At 67.9% G+C, this 17,435-nt stretch carries 13 protein-coding genes; 9 read left to right on the forward strand and 4 right to left on the reverse strand.

Going from position 1 to position 17,435, the window contains the following annotated elements; translation table 11 throughout:
- Positions 1-734 (reverse strand): hypothetical protein (locus tag KF903_RS09780; protein ID WP_291214129.1); only part of this gene is annotated, 734 nt, incomplete at its 3' end.
- Between the two features lie 77 nt (positions 735-811).
- Entirely contained in the window at positions 812-1,531 is a 720-nt protein-coding gene (locus tag KF903_RS09785; RefSeq protein ID WP_291214130.1) for a 2OG-Fe(II) oxygenase, read from the reverse strand.
- Between the two features lie 181 nt (positions 1,532-1,712).
- On the opposite strand from KF903_RS09785, the gene carA reads away from it, so the two are divergent.
- The 8 genes from carA to KF903_RS09825 all read left to right on the forward strand — a co-directional run bounded on the left by carA (position 1,713) and on the right by KF903_RS09825 (position 12,083).
- On the forward strand, positions 1,713-2,852 hold the full coding sequence (carA, locus tag KF903_RS09790) for a glutamine-hydrolyzing carbamoyl-phosphate synthase small subunit (protein ID WP_291214132.1): 1,140 nt from the start codon (positions 1,713-1,715) through the stop codon (positions 2,850-2,852).
- A gap of 5 nt (positions 2,853-2,857) precedes the next feature.
- Positions 2,858-3,259, forward strand: coding sequence for a hypothetical protein (locus KF903_RS09795; RefSeq protein WP_291214134.1), 402 nt, complete (start codon positions 2,858-2,860; stop codon positions 3,257-3,259).
- Positions 3,243-6,479, forward strand: coding sequence for a carbamoyl-phosphate synthase large subunit (carB, locus tag KF903_RS09800; RefSeq protein WP_291214136.1), 3,237 nt, complete (start codon positions 3,243-3,245; stop codon positions 6,477-6,479). The genes KF903_RS09795 and carB overlap by 17 nt, the downstream gene beginning before the upstream one ends.
- The gene (greA, locus tag KF903_RS09805; RefSeq protein ID WP_291214138.1) at positions 6,476-6,955 is read left to right on the forward strand and encodes a transcription elongation factor GreA; all 480 of its coding nucleotides are present in this window, start codon (positions 6,476-6,478) and stop codon (positions 6,953-6,955) included. Before carB ends, greA begins: the two co-directional genes overlap by 4 nt.
- A gap of 18 nt (positions 6,956-6,973) precedes the next feature.
- Positions 6,974-8,740, forward strand: coding sequence for a DHHA1 domain-containing protein (locus KF903_RS09810; RefSeq protein WP_291214140.1), 1,767 nt, complete (start codon positions 6,974-6,976; stop codon positions 8,738-8,740).
- Positions 8,741-8,826: 86 nt separating this feature from the next.
- Positions 8,827-9,952 (forward strand): peptide chain release factor 2 gene (gene prfB / locus KF903_RS09815; protein WP_291214142.1). Its coding sequence is split into 2 segments (ribosomal slippage): positions 8,827-8,901 and positions 8,903-9,952, totalling 1,125 coding nucleotides; the frame shifts between segments, so codons are not numbered across the junction.
- Positions 9,953-9,969: 17 nt separating this feature from the next.
- A complete protein-coding gene (lysS, locus tag KF903_RS09820; protein ID WP_291214144.1) occupies positions 9,970-11,496 on the forward strand; it encodes a lysine--tRNA ligase in 1,527 nt (508 codons plus the stop codon).
- A 281-nt stretch (positions 11,497-11,777) separates the two neighbouring features.
- Positions 11,778-12,083: a PilZ domain-containing protein gene (locus KF903_RS09825; protein WP_291214146.1), complete on the forward strand. Its 306-nt coding sequence runs from the start codon at positions 11,778-11,780 to the stop codon at positions 12,081-12,083.
- Positions 12,084-12,189: 106 nt separating this feature from the next.
- On the opposite strand, the gene KF903_RS09830 is transcribed toward KF903_RS09825, so the two are convergent.
- Positions 12,190-13,875 (reverse strand): long-chain-fatty-acid--CoA ligase, encoded by a 1,686-nt coding sequence (locus tag KF903_RS09830; RefSeq protein WP_291214148.1) that lies wholly within the window; start codon positions 13,873-13,875, stop codon positions 12,190-12,192.
- A 151-nt stretch (positions 13,876-14,026) separates the two neighbouring features.
- Here KF903_RS09830 and KF903_RS09835 point away from each other — a divergent pair, with 151 nt between their 5' ends.
- Positions 14,027-14,434: a nuclear transport factor 2 family protein gene (locus KF903_RS09835; RefSeq protein ID WP_291214150.1), complete on the forward strand. Its 408-nt coding sequence runs from the start codon at positions 14,027-14,029 to the stop codon at positions 14,432-14,434.
- A 120-nt stretch (positions 14,435-14,554) separates the two neighbouring features.
- Here the strand turns inward: KF903_RS09835 and acnA are convergent, their stop codons facing one another.
- Complete coding sequence (acnA, locus tag KF903_RS09840; RefSeq protein ID WP_291214152.1) at positions 14,555-17,302, reverse strand: aconitate hydratase AcnA; 2,748 nt, start codon at positions 17,300-17,302, stop codon at positions 14,555-14,557.
- Positions 17,303-17,435: the final 133 nt, after the last annotated feature.

Raw genomic sequence — 17,435 nt, forward strand, 5'->3', positions numbered from 1 at the left:
CAGATGTAGCCGCGGCCATCGGCATCGGAGTTGAACTGGTAATGGCCGACCGCGCGGATCTGTGCCGGATAGGGCTGGCCGAGCGGACAGGCCACGTTGATGTTGCAGGCACCCGAGGTGCCGGGGCCGGTGGCCTTGGCGCGGTCGAACAGATCGCGGAAACCGGCGCCGACGGCCGTGATCGTGAGTGGGCTTGAGTGCCCTTCGGCCAGCGCGGCCGGGACCTGCAGTTCGATCGTCGCCGTGTCGCCGGGCAGCAGCGACGAATGGAAGCTGCCGGCCAGTGCGTCGGCGCGCGTGTAGGGTCCCTGGTAGTAGCCATCGGCACCGATCAGGTACAGGCGCGCGCCGCGCGGCAGCTCGTAGCGGCCGAAATCCACGCGCAGGTCGGTGGCGCCGGGAGCCTGCACGCGCAGGCGCCACACCGCGAGTCCGTCGCTGCGGTCCCAGCGGCCGTCATGGACGGTGTCGAAGGCGGTTTCGCGCAGGTCCGCGACATGCAGGCGCTTGTCGCGATTCGCGCTGGCGCGCGCGGTGCGGTCGATCTCGGCGGCGCGTGCGGCGGCGTCGATGCCGCGCACGGTTGCGAGCGGCACGTCGGCACCGATCTTGGCGACGGCACGCAGGCTCAGCGGCGGTTCGCCCTGGCGCGCGGCGGCAGCGCCGGTCAGCAGCAGCAAGGCCAGCAAGGCAGTGCGTGGCAGTCGGCAACGGGCGGCGTGAGGCTGGGTCATGGTCGGCTCCGGATCGTGGTCGCAAGCATACGCGGCCCGGCGCCGGCGTTGCGAGACGCCCGCCGCCGCGCGTGCACTCAATCGCGGTGGGCGGCGTTGCGGTCGCGGTTGGCGCCCAACCGCTGGTCGAGGCGGCCGAACAACTGCTTGATCCAGCGCGTGAAGCGGCCACGCCGCGTCTTGCGCTGCTTGTCCTGTTCGCTGGTCAGCCACGCGACCTGGATCACGCGCCGTTCGCCTTCCCACGGCAGGTGCCCATGGAAGGAATTGTCGGCACGACGGAACGCGACGAGGTTGCCGTACAGGGGGCGGATCTCGGGCGCCACCATGTCGTCGATGTCGTCGATGCGGTTGAGGAAGCGCAGGCAGCCTTCGCTGCCTTCGGGCCAGCGCTCATTGAGGTAGAGCAGGGCGGTGACGACTTTGGACTTGCTGTCGGTGTGGATCGTGCCGTGGCGGCGATTGAGCGCGCGGCACAAGGTCACCAGCACCGGGAAGCGGCTGAGGCCGTCGATGCCGAGCGGCGCGCCGATCGCATCGGCGAAGTCGGGTGCGACCAGCTCCGCGATCAGGCGGTTGATCGCGGGGCCACATTCGGCGGGGTCGTGCGGAAAGAAGCCGGCGCCCGCATAACGCGGAAAATCGCGTGCCAGTTCGGCGGCCGCCTGCGGCGGCAATTGACCCGGTGCGACCAGGAACGCGAAGGGTTCGCTGTGCACGACGGTTTCACGCTGCGCCAGGCGCTGCCGGTCGAGCAGCGCGACGCTCGGAGCAGCGCTGGCGGCGGCGTTCAGCATGCCGATAGCTGCGTGGGCGACGATGGCGCGAGTATACGCCTGCGGTGGACAGCGTGACGGGCCATCCCTAGAATTCGCACTCGCCTCGATTCCACCGATCACGCCTCGCGCACTGCGACCCAGTTCGCGAGCGCTGCCGCACGCGGCATCGGTGGCCCCGCTTCCGAACCCAGGCGAATCCATGACGCTTCCAGCACTACTCGCACTCGCCGACGGCAGTCTGTTCCACGGCGTGGCCATTGGCGCGAGCGGCCAGACCTGCGGTGAAGTCGTGTTCAACACGGCGATGACCGGTTATCAGGAAATGCTGACCGATCCTTCGTATGCACAGCAGATCGTCACGCTGACCTATCCGCATGTTGGCAACACCGGCTGCTGCGCGGCCGACGAGGAGTCCGCGCGCGTGCACGCGGCAGGCCTGGTCATCCGCGATCTGCCGCTGCTCGCCAGCAACTGGCGCAGCGAGGAGAGTCTGGGCCAGTACCTGCGCCGGCACGGCATCGTCGCCATCGCCGAGATCGACACCCGCCGCCTGACCCGCATGCTCAGCCGCGACGGTGCGCAGAACGGCTGCATCATGGCGGGCGCGCAGATCGATCCGGCCGCCGCGCTGGCCGCCGCGCGTGCGTTTCCCGGGCTTGGCGGCGCCGACCTGGCCAAGGTGGTGTCGGTGCGCGAGGTCGCTGCCTGGCACGAGGGCAGCTACGACCTCGACGGCGCGGCGTTTCAGCAGCCCAGCGCGCGGCGCCGCGTGGTCGCCTACGATTTCGGCGTCAAGCACAACATCCTGCGCATGCTGGCCGATCGCGGCTGTGCGCTCACGCTGGTGCCGGCGCAGACACCCGCGCGCGACGTGCTGGCGCTCAAGCCCGACGGTGTGTTCCTGTCCAATGGCCCGGGCGACCCGGCCGCCTGCGACTACGCGATCGCGGCCACACGCGAGCTGCTGCAGGCAAAGGTTCCGCTGTTCGGCATCTGCCTCGGCCACCAGCTGCTCGCCCTCGCCGCCGGCGCGCGCACGGTCAAGATGAAATTCAGCCACCATGGCGCCAACCATCCGGTGATCGACCTCGACAGCGGGCGCGTCATGATCACGAGCCAGAACCACGGCTTTGCCGTGGACGCGGACACGCTGCCGGCGAATCTGCGCGCGACCCATCGCTCGCTGTTCGACGGCACGTTGCAGGGCATCGCGTTCACCGATGCGCCTGCCTTCGGCTTCCAGGGCCACCCGGAAGCAAGCCCCGGCCCGCATGACGCGGCCGGCCTGTTCGATCGTTTCATCCACCTCATGGAGGCGCACGCGGTCGCCGCGGCGTAATTGAAATGCACCGAATCGCACATCTGGCACTGATCCTGTCCGTCGCCCTCGCCGCGAGCACCGCCGTGGCCGCCGCGCCGCCGCAGGCGCCTGCCGCCAAGTCGGCCAAGGCCAAGGCCGCGGCGAAGGCCGAGCCGGTCACGCCGACCGCGCACGTCGTCGAATACGCCGAGCTGGAGGACCATGTCGGCGACACGATCATCGTGGAAACCACGCTCGACACCGTGCGCCGCGGCAAGCTCGTGCGCTACACCAACCCTGGGCTGACGCTGCAGCTCGGGCCCGAAGACGGCTCGATCGAGCTGGAGATTCCGCACGAGACCGTGCGCAACGTCAGCGTGGTCGCCAGCGATGCCGCGCCGGCAGGCAAGGACGGGCAGGACGGCAACAGTGCCAAGAAGAACTGACCTCAGGACCATCCTCATCATTGGCGCCGGTCCGATCGTGATCGGTCAGGCCTGCGAGTTCGACTATTCGGGCGCGCAGGCCTGCAAGGCGCTGAAGGAGGAGGGTTACCGCGTCGTGCTCGTGAACTCCAATCCGGCCACGATCATGACCGACCCCGACACCGCCGACGCGGTGTACATCGAGCCGATCAGCTGGCGCACGGTCGAGCAGATCATCGCGCGTGAGCGGCCCGATGCGCTGCTGCCGACGATGGGCGGTCAGACCGCGCTCAACTGCGCGCTCGACCTGGCCGATCACGGCGTGCTCGACAAGTATGGCGTCGAGCTCATCGGTGCCTCGCGCGAGGCGATCCGCATGGCCGAGGATCGCGAGTTGTTCCGGCAGGCGATGGCGCAGATCGGGCTCGATTGCCCGCGCGCGGAGATTGCGCGCAGCTTCGAGCAGGCGGTCGAGATCCAGGCCCGGGTCGGCTATCCGACGATCATCCGGCCGAGCTTCACGCTCGGCGGTTCGGGCGGCGGCATCGCCTACAACCGCGAGGAATTCGAGGAGATCGTCAAGCGCGGGCTGGACCTGTCACCCGTGCACGAGGTGCTGGTCGAGGAATCGGTGCTGGGCTGGAAGGAATTCGAAATGGAAGTGGTCCGCGACAAGGCGGACAACTGCATCATCGTCTGCTCGATCGAGAACTTCGATGCGATGGGCGTGCACACCGGCGACTCGATCACCGTGGCGCCGGCGCAGACGCTCACCGACAAGGAATACCAACGCCTGCGCGACGCTTCGCTGGCCGTGCTGCGCAAGATCGGCGTCGATACCGGCGGTTCCAACGTGCAGTTCGGCGTCAATGCCGACAACGGCCGCGTCGTCGTCATCGAGATGAATCCGCGCGTGTCGCGCTCCTCGGCGCTGGCCTCCAAGGCCACCGGTTTCCCGATCGCCAAGGTCGCCGCCAAGCTCGCCGTCGGCTACACGCTCGATGAGCTCAGGAACGACATCACCGGCGGCAGGACGCCGGCTTCGTTCGAGCCGTCGATCGACTACGTGGTCACCAAGATCCCGCGCTTCGCGTTCGAGAAGTTCCCGGCCACCGATTCGCGCCTGACCACGCAGATGAAGTCGGTCGGCGAAGTGATGGCGATCGGCCGCAATTTCCAGGAGTCGCTGCAGAAGGCCCTGCGCGGACTGGAAACGGGCCACAACGGGCTCAACCCGACCGCGCTCGACAGCGCCAGCGCCGAAGGCATGGCGGCACTGCGGCGCGAACTCAGGGAGCCCGGTCCCGATCGCATGTTCCATATCGCCGACGCCTTCCGCGCCGGACTGTCGCTGGCCGATACCCATGCGCTCACGCGCATCGATCCCTGGTTTCTCGCCCAAATCGAGGACCTCGTGCGCAGCGAACACGAGGTGCGCGCGGCCGGCCTTGCCGCACTCGACGCGGCGCGGCTGCGCCAGCTCAAGCGCAAGGGTTTTTCCGACGGACGGCTGGCCGAGCTCGTCGGCACCGACGAAAATGCCGTGCGCGCGCTGCGCCGCGCGTTCAATGTGCGGCCGGTGTACAAGCGCGTGGATTCCTGCGCCGCCGAGTTCGCCACCACCACGGCCTACATGTACTCGACCTACGAGGAAGAGTGCGAGGCCGCGCCGACCGCGCGTGACAAGATCATCGTGCTCGGTGGCGGCCCCAACCGCATCGGCCAGGGCATCGAGTTCGACTACTGCTGCGTGCACGCCGCACTCGCGCTGCGCGAGGATGGTTTCGAGACCATCATGGTCAACTGCAACCCGGAAACCGTGTCGACCGACTACGACACCTCCGACCGGCTGTATTTCGAGCCGGTGACGCTCGAGGACGTGCTCGAAATCGTCGACGTCGAGCAGCCGCGCGGCGTCATCGTGCAGTATGGCGGGCAGACCCCGCTCAAGCTGGCGCGCGCACTGGAGGCAGCCGGCGTGCCGATCATCGGTACCAGCCCCGACTCGATCGATCTGGCCGAGGACCGCGAGCGCTTCCAGAAGCTCATCGACCGGCTCGGCCTGCGCCAGCCGCCCAATCGCACTGCGCGCAGTGCCGACGAGGCGCTCGCGCTGGCGCGTGAAATCGGCTACCCGCTGGTGGTGCGGCCCAGTTACGTGCTTGGCGGTCGCGCGATGGAAATCGTGCACGACGACGCCGATCTCGCGCGCTACATCCGCGACGCGGTGCGGGTGTCCGAGACCTCGCCGGTGCTGCTCGACCGTTTCCTCGACCATGCCGGCGAGGTCGATGTCGACATCGTCGCCGATGGCGACGGGCAGGTGCTGATCGGCGGCATCATGGAGCACATCGAGGAGGCTGGCGTGCATTCGGGCGATTCGTCTTGCTCGCTGCCGCCGTATTCGCTGTCGCGTGCCACCCAGGACGAACTGCGCCGCCAGGTCGGCCTGCTCGCGCGCGAGCTCAAGGTGGTCGGGCTCATGAATACGCAGTTCGCGATCCAGAGCGGTCCCGACGGCGACAGCGTGTTCATCCTCGAAGTCAACCCGCGCGCCTCGCGCACGGTGCCGTTCGTGGCCAAGGCCACCGGCGTGGCGCTGGCCAAGATCGCCGCGCGCTGCATGGTCGGTCGCACGCTTGCGGCGCAGGGCATCACGCGCGAGGTCGTGCCCGACTACTACTGCGTCAAGGAAGCGATCTTCCCATTCCTCAAGTTCCAGAACGTCGATCCGATCCTCGGTCCCGAGATGCGCTCGACCGGCGAGGTGATGGGCGTCGGCCGCAGCTTCGGTGCGGCGTTCGCGCGCGCCCACGAGGCGGCCGGGATCAAGGCGCCGCAACCGGGCCGGGCTTTCCTGTCGGTGCGTGACGGCGACAAGCAGCGTCTCGTCGAAGTGGCCCGCGAACTGCTGCGGCGTGGCTTCAGCATCGTCGCCACCGGCGGCACGCACGAATACCTGGTGCGCCACGGCATCGCCTGCGAACGCATCAACAAGGTGCTCGAAGGTCGTCCGCACATCGTCGATGCGATCAAGAACGGCGAGATCGCCTTCATCGTCAACACCACCGAGGGCAAGCAGGCGATCGCCGATTCGTTCTCGATCCGGCGCGAGGCCCTGCAGCAGCGCGTGACCTACTCGACCACGGTCAGCGGTGCGCGCGCACTGTTGCATTCGCTCGACTTCCGCGACAATCCCGAGGTCCACAGCCTGCAGCAACTGCACCGGGAACTTGCATGAACCGTCCGCCGATGACCAAGAAGGGCGCCGAGCGCCTGCGTGGCGAGCTCGAACGCCTCAAGGGCGAGGAGCGGCCGCGCATCATTGCCGCGATCGCCGAGGCGCGCGCGCACGGCGACCTCAAGGAGAACGCCGAGTACCACGCCGCGCGCGAGCTGCAGGGCTTCATCGAAGGCCGCATCAACGAACTGGAGGCCGTGCTGTCGACGGCCGAGATCATCGACATCGCCCGCCTCAACGCCGGTAAGCGCATCGTGTTCGGCGCGACGGTCGAGCTGGCCGACGAGGATTCGGGCGAGGAAGTGAGCTACCAGATCGTCGGCGACCTCGAGGCCGACATCAAGCAGCGCCTGATCTCGGTGTCCTCGCCGTTCGCGCGCGCACTGATTGGCAAGAGCGAAGGCGACAGTTTCGAGTTCGTGGCGCCCAACGGCACGCGCAACTACGAGATCCTCGCGGTGCGTTACGACACCTGAGGCGCGACGCACGGCGCCGTGAACGCGATCGAGATCCGCCGCCGGGCGCCGGTGGAGAGTGCCGGTTGGCCCGCCGATCTGCACCCGCTGCTGGCGCGCATCTATGCGCTGCGCGGCCTCGATCCGGCGGCGTTGGCGCGCTCGCGGCTGGCGGACCTGGTGCCACCCGAACCGATGGCCGGCCTCGCACAGGCCTGCGAAGTCCTCGCCGACGCGATCGCGCGCGACCTCGCGATCTGCGTGGTGGGTGATTTCGATGCCGACGGTGCCACCGGCACGGCGGTGGCGGTGCGCGGGCTGCGTCTGCTCGGCGCGCGCCGCCTGTCATGGCGCGTGCCGCACCGCGCCCGTGAAGGCTACGGTCTGTCGCCGGCGCTGGTCGACTCGCTGCAGGAGCCGCTGCCCGATCTCATCCTCACGGTCGACAACGGCATCGCCGCCCATGCCGGCGTGGCGGCAGCCGCAGCGCGCGGCATGCGCGTGATCGTGACCGACCACCACCTGCCCGGCGCCACCTTGCCGGCGGCTGCGGCGATCGTGAATCCCAACCTGGCTGCGCCGGCGCCGCGCGTGGACGAGCCGATCGGTCACGATGAGCTGACGCCGCTCGCTGCAACGAGCCAGGCCAATCCGCTACGACAGCTGTGTGGCGCCGGCGTCATGTTCTACCTGCTGCTCGCGCTGCGCGCGCGACTGCAGCGGCGCGAGGTGGATCTGGCCAGTGTGCTCGATCTCGTCGCGCTGGGCACCGTGGCCGACCTCGTCGCGCTCGACCACAACAACCGCATCCTGGTTGCCGCGGGCCTGCGCCGAATTCGGGCGCGGCGCTGCTGCGCCGGCATCCTGGCCCTGCTTGACTGCGCCGGCCGTGATCCCGCGCGGACCACCGCCGCCGACCTCGGCTACGTACTCGGCCCGCGCATCAATGCTGCCGGCCGCCTCGAGGACATGGGCATCGGCATCGAATGCCTGCTCAGCGATGATGCGGTGCAGGCGGCGGACCTCGCCGCGCGGCTGTCGGCGATCAACACGCAGCGCCAGGAACTGCAGGCTGACATGGTCGAGCAAGGCGAGGCGCTGGTGGCCAGCTATCTCACGCGCCACGGCGCCGACGCGCTGCCGCATGGCGTGGTGCTGCACGAGGCCGACTGGCATCCGGGCGTGGTCGGACTGGTCGCTTCGCGGCTCAAGGAGCGCCTGCATCGTCCCGTGGTTGCCTGCGCGCCGGCGGCACCGGGCAGCAGCGAGCTGCGCGCTTCGGCGCGGTCGATTGCCGGTTTCCACCTGCGCGATGCGCTGGCCGAGGTCGATGCGCGCTGCCCGGGACTCATCGCACGCTTCGGCGGCCACGCGATGGCCGCCGGACTCACGCTCGAATACCGCGACCTGGCGCGCTTTGCGGCCGAGTTCGATGCGGTGGCGCGGCGCCACCTCGACCCGCAGGCGCTCGAGCGGTTCGTGTGGAGCGACGGTGAGCTGGCCGTGGACGAGTTCACCGCGGCGGCCGCGCATGCGCTGCGCTACGGCGGGCCGTGGGGTCAGGGCTTCGCCGAGCCCCAGTTCGACAACGAATTCACGGTCGAGTCGGTGCGCGTGGTCGGCGACCGGCATCTCAAGCTGCGGCTGCGTCCGCCTGGCGGCGAAGCCGTCGACGCGATCGCGTTCGGCGCGCGTGACTGCCTGCCGCTGGCGCCCCGGCTGCGTGCGCTGTTCCAGCTCGACCTCAACGACTGGAACGGGCGCGAAAGCCTGCAGTTGCTGATCCGGCAGCTGGCGCCGGCCTGAGGCCGTGGGGGCACGCGCGTGACGCCGTGTGCCGCATCGCGCTGGAGCACAGGTAGAATGGCGCGTTTCAGCGTGATGCCACGACCATGATCGAGACCAATCCCATCGCCAACCAGATCACTGAACTCGCCGAGCGCGTTGCCTCGCTCAGGGGGTATCTTTGACTTCGATGCCAAGGCCGAGCGGCTCGAGGAAGTCACGCGGGAACTGGAAAGTCCGGACGTCTGGGACAATCCCCAGCGCGCGCAGGATCTCGGCCGCGAGCGCGCCGCGCTCGACCGCATCGTCGGCGGCATCCGCAGCCTGAGCGATTCGCTGGCCGAGGCTGGCGAACTGCTCGAACTGGCAGTCGCCGAGAGCGACGAGGGGACCGCGCTGGCGGTGGCGGCCGACGTCGAGCAGCTAGCACGCGCGGTCGAGCAGCTCGAGTTCCAGCGCATGTTCTCGGGCGAGATGGACGGCGCCAATGCGTTCGTCGATATCCAGGCCGGGGCCGGTGGCACCGAAGCCCAGGACTGGGCCGAGATGCTGCTGCGGATGTACCTGCGCTGGGCCGAGTCGCGTGGCTGGAAGACCGAGCTGCTCGAAGTGAGCGCGGGCGAAGTGGCCGGCATCAAGAGCGCCACCTTCCGCGTCGAGGGCGACCACGCCTATGGCTGGCTCAAGACCGAGATCGGCGTGCACCGGCTCGTGCGCAAGTCGCCGTTCGATTCGGACAACCGGCGTCACACCAGCTTCACCTCGGTGTTCGTTTCGCCCGAGGTGGACGACGACATCGACATCGAGATCAATCCGGCCGACCTCAAGACCGACGTCTACCGTTCGTCCGGTGCCGGTGGCCAGCACGTCAACAAGACCGAGTCGGCGGTGCGCATCACGCATGTGCCCTCGGGCGTGGTGGTGGCCTGCCAGACCGAGCGCAGCCAGCATGCCAATCGCGACCGCGCGATGAAGATGCTCAAGGCCAAGCTGTACGAGATCGAGGTGCAGAAGCGCAATGCCGAGAAGGATCGCCTCGAGGCCGGCAAGTCCGACATCGGCTGGGGCAGCCAGATCCGCAACTATGTGCTCGACCAATCGCGAATCAAGGATCTGCGCACCGGCATTGAGCGCAGCGACACGCAGAAGGTGCTCGACGGCGATCTGGATGAATTCATCGAAGCCAGCCTCAAGGCCGGCCTCGATGCGGGCGCCAGGCGCGTTGATGCATGAACAGCAGGGAACAGGCCATGACTGACGGCACCAAGGCGGCTGACGCAGGCGAGCACGCGCCGGCCGTGATCGACGACAACCGGCTCATCGCCGAACGGCGCGACAAGCTGCGCGCACTGCGCGCGCACGGCATCGCGTTTCCCAACGATTTCCGTCCCGACGCCTTTGCCGGCGACCTGCAGGCCGAATACGAGGGCAAGGATGATGCCGCCGTCGAGGCCGCGGCGCGCCACGTCAAGGTGGCCGGCCGCATGGTTCTCAAGCGCGGCCAGGGCAAGGTCAGCTTCGTGCAGATCCAGGACATGACCGGCCGCATTCAGCTGTTCGTGCAGGCCAACGTGCTGGGCGATGTTTACGAGGCCTTCAAGGGCTGGGACATCGGCGACATCGTCGGCGCCGAAGGCAGCCTCATGCGCACCCGCACCGGTGAACTCAGCGTGCGCGTGGAGAGGCTGCGCCTGCTGACCAAGTCGCTGCGCCCGTTGCCCGACAAGTGGCATGGCATGGCCGATGTGGAACAGCGCTACCGCCAGCGCTACGTCGATCTCATCGTCACCGAGCAGTCGCGCGCGGTGTTCCGCCTGCGCTCGCACGCGGTGCGCCACTTGCGCCATTTCCTCGATGCGCGGCGCTTTCTCGAAGTCGAGACGCCGATGATGCACGTGATCCCGGGTGGCGCCACCGCGCGACCGTTCGTGACCCATCACAACGCGCTCGACCTCGACCTGTACCTGCGCGTGGCGCCCGAGCTCTATCTCAAGCGCCTCGTGGTGGGCGGCTTCGAGCGGGTCTACGAGATCAACCGCAATTTCCGCAATGAAGGCGTATCGACCCGCCACAATCCCGAGTTCACGATGCTCGAGTTGTACGAGGCCTACGCCAGCTACGAGGAAATCATGGATCTCACCGAGGCGATGATCCGCAGCACTGCGCGCGAGGTCCGCGGTACGAGCGTGCTGAGCTGGGAAGGGCGCGACATCGACGTCGGTCCCGCCTTCCGGCGCTGGAAAATGGAAGACGCCGTGCTCGAACACAATCCGCAGATCGCGCGCACCGATCTACGCGATCGCGCGCGCATCGCGGCGCACGCGCAGCAGCTCGGCATCCAGGTCAAGGCCGGCTACGGCTGGGGCAAGATCGTGCTCGAGATCTTCGAAAAGACCGTCGAGTCGTCGCTGGTCCAGCCCACCTTCATCACCACCCACCCGACCGAGGTGTCGCCGCTGGCGCGCGCCAACGACCACGACCCGGAAGTCACCGACCGCTTCGAGTTGTTCGTCGGCGGCAAGGAACTCGCCAACGGCTTCTCCGAGCTCAACGATCCGGAGGACCAGGCCGCACGCTTCCGCGCCCAGGTGGCCGAACTCGACTCGGGCGACGACGAGGCGATGCACTTCGACGCCGACTACATCCGCGCGCTCGAAGTCGGCCTGCCGCCGACCGGGGGGCTCGGCGTTGGCATCGACCGGCTCGTGATGCTGCTGGCCGACGTGCCCTCGATCCGCGATGTGCTGCTGTTCCCCTACATGCGCCCCGAGGCCTGATCGCGCTGCCGCGGCCGGCGGGCACGGCCTGCCGCGTGGCCCGGGTTGTTGACGCGGACGCCGCGGGCGGCGACAGTTGGCGGGGTCGGTGCGTCGCGCTTGCGCGCATTTGGCACGAGACTTGCTTGTGATTGGACAGCGAGCGTCGTGAGCGCTGGCGACGCGCCCGGCTGGTGCGCCACCCGACGGTGCCGCCACCGTGCGCCGCCGCCGCGCGCGGTCGCGTCATGCTGGAATGAGGGGGCAGGGTGAACAACGGCGTAGCTATGCGCTCGGCGCGCATGACGATTCATTCGACGGCGCTGATCAGCCGCGGACTGGACAGTTGGAGCAGCGAAATCCTCGACATTTCCGCCACCGGTCTGCGCGCAGCACGGCCGCCGGGCTGGAATGGTCGGATCGATGACACCTTCAACATCGACATGCTGATCGGGGACTCGCTCGACATCCATGTGGTGGCGCGCGTGGCCCGCATCGCCGACGACGAAATCGGCTTTGCGTACTCGCGCATTCCCGACGACAAGCAGGTGCCGCTGTGGACCCTGCTCGGGCGTTACGCCGACAGCGACGAGCCGTACGTGCCCTGAGCACGGCGCGACGGCCGCGGCGCTGCGGCCGGGCCGCGTCCGCGCCGCAGGCAGCGCCGCAGGCAGCGCGAACCGGCGGACCGCATCAGGCTGACTGGTGGCCCGCTCAGGTGGCCGCTGCGGGTGGATCGCGCAGTTCGCGGCGCAGGATCTTGCCGACGTTGGTCTTGGGCAGGCTGTCGCGGAACTCGATGTAGCGCGGTTGCTTGTAGCCCGTCATGTTTTCCTTGCAGTGCTTGAGCACCGCCTCGGCAGTCAGCGCCGGATCCTTCTTGACGATGACGAGCTTGACCGCTTCGCCCGATTTTTCGTCAGGGACGCCGACCGCGGCCACCTCGAGCACGCCCGGCATGTGTGCGACCACGTCCTCGATCTCGTTGGGATACACGTTGAAGCCCGACACGAGGATCATGTCCTTCTTGCGGTCGACGATGTAGACGTAGCCCTTGTCGTCCATGCGCGCGATATCACCGGTGCGCAGCCAGCCGTCGGCGCCGAGCACCTTGGCGGTTTCCTCGGGGCGGTTCCAATAGCCCTTCATGACCTGCGGACCCTTCACGCACAGCTCGCCGGTTTCGCCGATCGGCAGGGACTTGCCGTCGTCGTCGCGGATCGTCACGTCGGTCGACGGAATCGGCAGGCCGATCGAGCCGTTGTATTCACGCAGGTCGAGCGGATTGATGCAGGCTGCCGGTGACGTCTCGGTGAGGCCGTAGGCTTCTGCGAGCGTGCAGCCGGTTGCCTTCTTCCAGCGTTCGGCCACCGCGCGCTGCACCGCCATGCCGCCGCCGAGCGTCATGTGCAACTTGGAGAAATCGACCTGTTCGAAGCCGGGCGTGTTGAGCAGGCCCGCGAACAGCGTGTTGACGCCGGTGATTGCCGTGAAGCCGATGTCCTTGATCGACTTGACGAAGCCGGGCATGTCGCGCGGGTTGGTGATCAGATGATTGAAGCCGCCGACGCGCGCAAAGGTGAGGAAGTTCGCGGTCAACGCGAAGATGTGGTACAGCGGCAGCGCGGTGACGACGACCTCCTCGCCCTCGCGCATGTTGTGGCTGATCCAGGCATAGGCCTGCAGCATGTTGGCGATCATGTTGCGGTGGGTGAGCATCGCGCCCTTGGCCACGCCGGTGGTGCCGCCGGTGTACTGCAGGAAGGCGAGATCGTCCTGGGTGATGTCGATCCTGGGCAGCTTGGAGCGCGTTCCGCGGCCAAGCGCCTCGTTGAAGCGGATCGCCTCGGGCAGCGAGTAGGGCGGCACCATCTTCTTGACGTGGCGCACCACGAAATTGGTGATGAGCGACTTGGGGAAACCGAGCAGATCGCCGATGCCGGTCGCGATGACGTGCTTGCACGGCACTTCGTTGATGACTTCGGCCACGGTGTGGGCGAAGTTGTCGACCACGATGATCGTGCTGGCACCCGAATCCTCGAGTTGGTGCTTGAGCTCGCGCGCGGTGTACAGCGGGTTGACGTTGACCACGGTCAGACCGGCGCGCAGCACGGCCATGATCGCGATCGGGTACTGCAGCAGGTTGGGCATCATGATCGCGACGCGATCGCCCTTGGCGAGCTTGAGATCATTGATGAGGAACGCCGCCAGCGTGGCGCTCAGGCGATCGAGGTCGCCGTAGCTGAGCGTGCGCCCCATGTTGGTGAACGCGGGCCGATGGCGGAAGCGGTCGCAGCTCTCGAGCAGCATTGCGGTGACCGATGCGTACTGGTTGACGTCGATCTGCGCCGGAACCCCGGCTGGATAGTTGGCGAGCCACGGGCGTTGCGTGTTGTCCATGTATGCTTCCCCAGCAGTGGATGGCGCGGTACGCCGCGCCGATCGGGAAAATCGCGACACAATCGGCACTGATTGCAGCACAAGCGTCGAACGAGCGGCAAGCGGCGGCGCAGCGACCGGAGGCGAGATGCGCTTGGCGAGCAGCTTGATTGTGGCACTGTTGGTGGTGCTGGTCGCGTGTGCGCGCACGCCTGCCGAGCAGGCGATCCGCGCGGCGATCGAGCGGGGCGCCCAGGCCCTGCAGGCGCATGATGCGGGCCGGCTCGCGGACCTCGTCAGCGACGACTTCATCGGCAACGACGAACTCGACAAGATCGGGCTGGGGCGCTACCTGCGTGCGCAGTTCCTCGCCGCCAATGCACTGGGGGTTCGCATCGGCACGATCACGGTCGACGTGCGTGGCGATCGCGCCACCGCCGAGTTCGACGTGTTCATCACCGACAGCAGCGGACGCTGGATTCCCGATCGCGCCACCACGCTGCAGTTCCAGACCGGCTGGCGGCGCAGCGGCCGCCAGTGGCTGTGCAACCATGCCAGGTGGTCCGAGGCCGGACGCTGAGTCCGGCGCGTGCGCCGGCAGGGCGGCGCCGGATGCGGGTGCCAGTGGCAGTGGCGCAACGAAAAACGGCGCGGTGGTCCGCGCCGTTTCCCGATCACGCCGGCGTGCCGGTGGAGGCGCTCACGCAGCCTTGTTCGCCGCGAGCTGACGCAGCACGTACTGCAGGATGCCGCCATGGCGGTAGAACTCGCGCTCCTTGGGCGTGAGCAGCAGCACCTTGACCTGGAAGGTCTTCTTGCTGCCGTCGGCCGCCGTGGCGGTGACGGTGGCGCTGCGCGCATTGCCGCTGTCGAGGCCGCTGATGTCGTAGGACTCCTTGCCGGTCAGCCCCAGGCTCTGCGCGGTCTGGCCGTCGACGAACTGCAGCGGCAGGACGCCCATGCCGACGAGGTTGGAGCGGTGGATGCGCTCGAAGCTCTCGGCGAGCACGGCCTTGACGCCGAGCAGCAGGGTGCCCTTGGCCGCCCAGTCGCGCGACGAGCCGGTGCCATATTCCTTGCCGGCGATGACCACGAGCGGAGTGCCGGTCGCCTTGTACTTCATCGCCGCATCGTAGATCGCCATCTGCTCGCCACTGGGGACATGCAGCGTGTAGCCGCCTTCCACGCCATCGAGCATGCGGTTCTTGATGCGGATGTTGGCGAAGGTGCCGCGCACCATCACGTCATCGTTGCCACGGCGCGACCCGTAGGAATTGAAGTTCTGCGGATCGACGCCGCGACCGATCAGGTAACGGCCCGCAGGCGAGTCTTTCTTGATCGAGCCGGCCGGCGAGATGTGGTCGGTCGTGATCGAGTCGCCGAACAGGCCGAGCACGCGCGCGCCGTGGACATCGGCCACGGTCGGCAGCGCCATCGTCATGCCCTCGAAATAGGGCGGGTTCTTGATGTAGGTGGACGCCTCGTTCCAGGTGTACTGGTCGCCGGCCGGAATCTGGATCGCGTTCCACGCCTCGCTGCCCTTGAACACGTCGGCGTATTCCTTGGTGAACATCTCCGACTTGACCGAGTTGGCGACGCAGTCGGCGATTTCCTGGTTGCTGGGCCAGATGTCCTTGAGATAGACGTCCTTGCCCTGCGCATCGCGTCCGAGCGGCTCCTTGGTCAGGTCGATGTCGACCGTGCCGGCGATCGCGAACGCGACCACCAGCGGCGGCGAGGCGAGGTAGTTCATCTTCACCTCGGAGTGGATGCGCCCCTCGAAGTTGCGGTTGCCCGACAGCACCGAGGCGACCACGTAATCGTGGTCGGCAACGATCTTGCTGACCTGTTCGGGCAGCGGGCCGGAATTGCCGATGCAGGTGGTGCAGCCGTAGCCGACGAGGAAGAAGCCCATCGCGTCGAGGTCGCGGTCGAGACCGGTCTTGGCGAGATAGTCGGTCACGACCTTGGAGCCGGGCGCGAGCGAGGTCTTGACCCAGGGCTTGGGCTTGAGGCCGCGCGCGGCTGCCTTGCGGGCGAGCAGTCCGGCGCCGATCATCACGCTCGGGTTGGAGGTGTTGGTGCACGAGGTGATCGCGGCGATCGCCACCGAACCATTGCCGAGGCCCGCGTATTCCGGATGCGGATCGGTATCGTGCGGCGCCGAGTGCTCGCTCTGGTCGTGGCCGACCGCGGTGCTGCCACCCTCGCTGAGGAAGCGCTCCTTCTGCTTGTCCCACTGGCCGTTCCTGCCCAGCGCATCCATCGCGCCGCGGTAGCTGTCGCGCATCGTGGCCAGCGTGACGCGATCCTGCGGGCGCTTGGGGCCGGCCAGTGATGGCGCCACCGTAGCGAGGTCGAGGTCGAGCACCGAGCTGAACTCGGCTTCCGGGGCGTTCGGCTCGTGCCACAGACCCTGTGCCTTGGCATAGGCCTCGACGAGGCGGATCTGTTCTTCGCTGCGTCCCGACAGGCGCAGGTAGTTGATCGATTCGTGGTCGATCGGGCAGATCGCGCAGGTCGCGCCGTATTCGGGCGCCATGTTGCCGAGCGTGGCGCGGTCGGCCAGCGCGAGGTGCTGCAGGCCGGAGCCGAAGAACTCGACGAACTTGCCGACCACGCCGTGCTTGCGCAGCATCTGGGTCACGGTCAGCACGAGGTCGGTGGCGGTGGCGCCTTCGGCCAGCCGGCCCGTGAGGCGCACGCCGACGACCTGCGGGATCAGCATCGACGACGGCTGGCCGAGCATGGCCGCCTCGGCCTCGATGCCGCCGACGCCCCAGCCGAGGATGCCCAGGCCGTTGACCATCGTCGTGTGCGAGTCGGTGCCGAACAAGGTGTCGGGGAAGGCCCAGGGGGTGCCGTCCAGATCGCGCGTCATCACCACGCGCGACAGGTATTCGAGGTTCACCTGGTGGACGATGCCGGTCGACGGCGGTACCACGCGGAATTCGTGCAGCGCCTTCTGGCCCCAGCGCAGGAACTCGTAGCGCTCGCGGTTGCGCTCGAACTCGATCTGCGCATTGAGCTTGAGCGCATCAGCCTGGCCGAACACGTCGACCTGCACCGAGTGGTCGATGACGAGTTCGCAGGGCGACTGCGGATTGATGCGGGCGGCATCGCCGCCAAGGGCGACCATCGCGTCGCGCATCGCGGCCAGGTCGACCACGCAGGGCACGCCGGTGAAATCCTGCAGGATCACGCGTGCCGGCATGAACGCGATCTCGGTGTCGGGTTCCTTGTGCGCGTCCCAGTTGGCGACCGCCTCGATCTCCTTTGCCGTGACGTTGACACCGTCTTCGTGGCGCAGCAGGTTCTCGAGCAGAATCTTCATCGAATACGGCAGGCGCGCGATGTTGAAGCGCTGGCCGAGCCTGGGCAGGCTGGCATAGGTGTAGCGCTTGCCATTGACCTCGAGGCTGTCCCGGGTCGAGAAGGAATCGGTCATGTGCATCTCCTGGCTGGCTTGGTGCATGGCGTGGCGGTCGCGGCACGGGGCCGCGGGCGCAACCCGAGGGAACGGGTCGGCGACTGGGCCGCCAATTATCGCGCAAGCACGCACGGACTGCGAGCCACGGGCG

The sequence above is a fragment of the Dokdonella sp. genome, from assembly GCF_019634845.1.
Taxonomy (GTDB): domain Bacteria; phylum Pseudomonadota; class Gammaproteobacteria; order Xanthomonadales; family Rhodanobacteraceae; genus Dokdonella_A.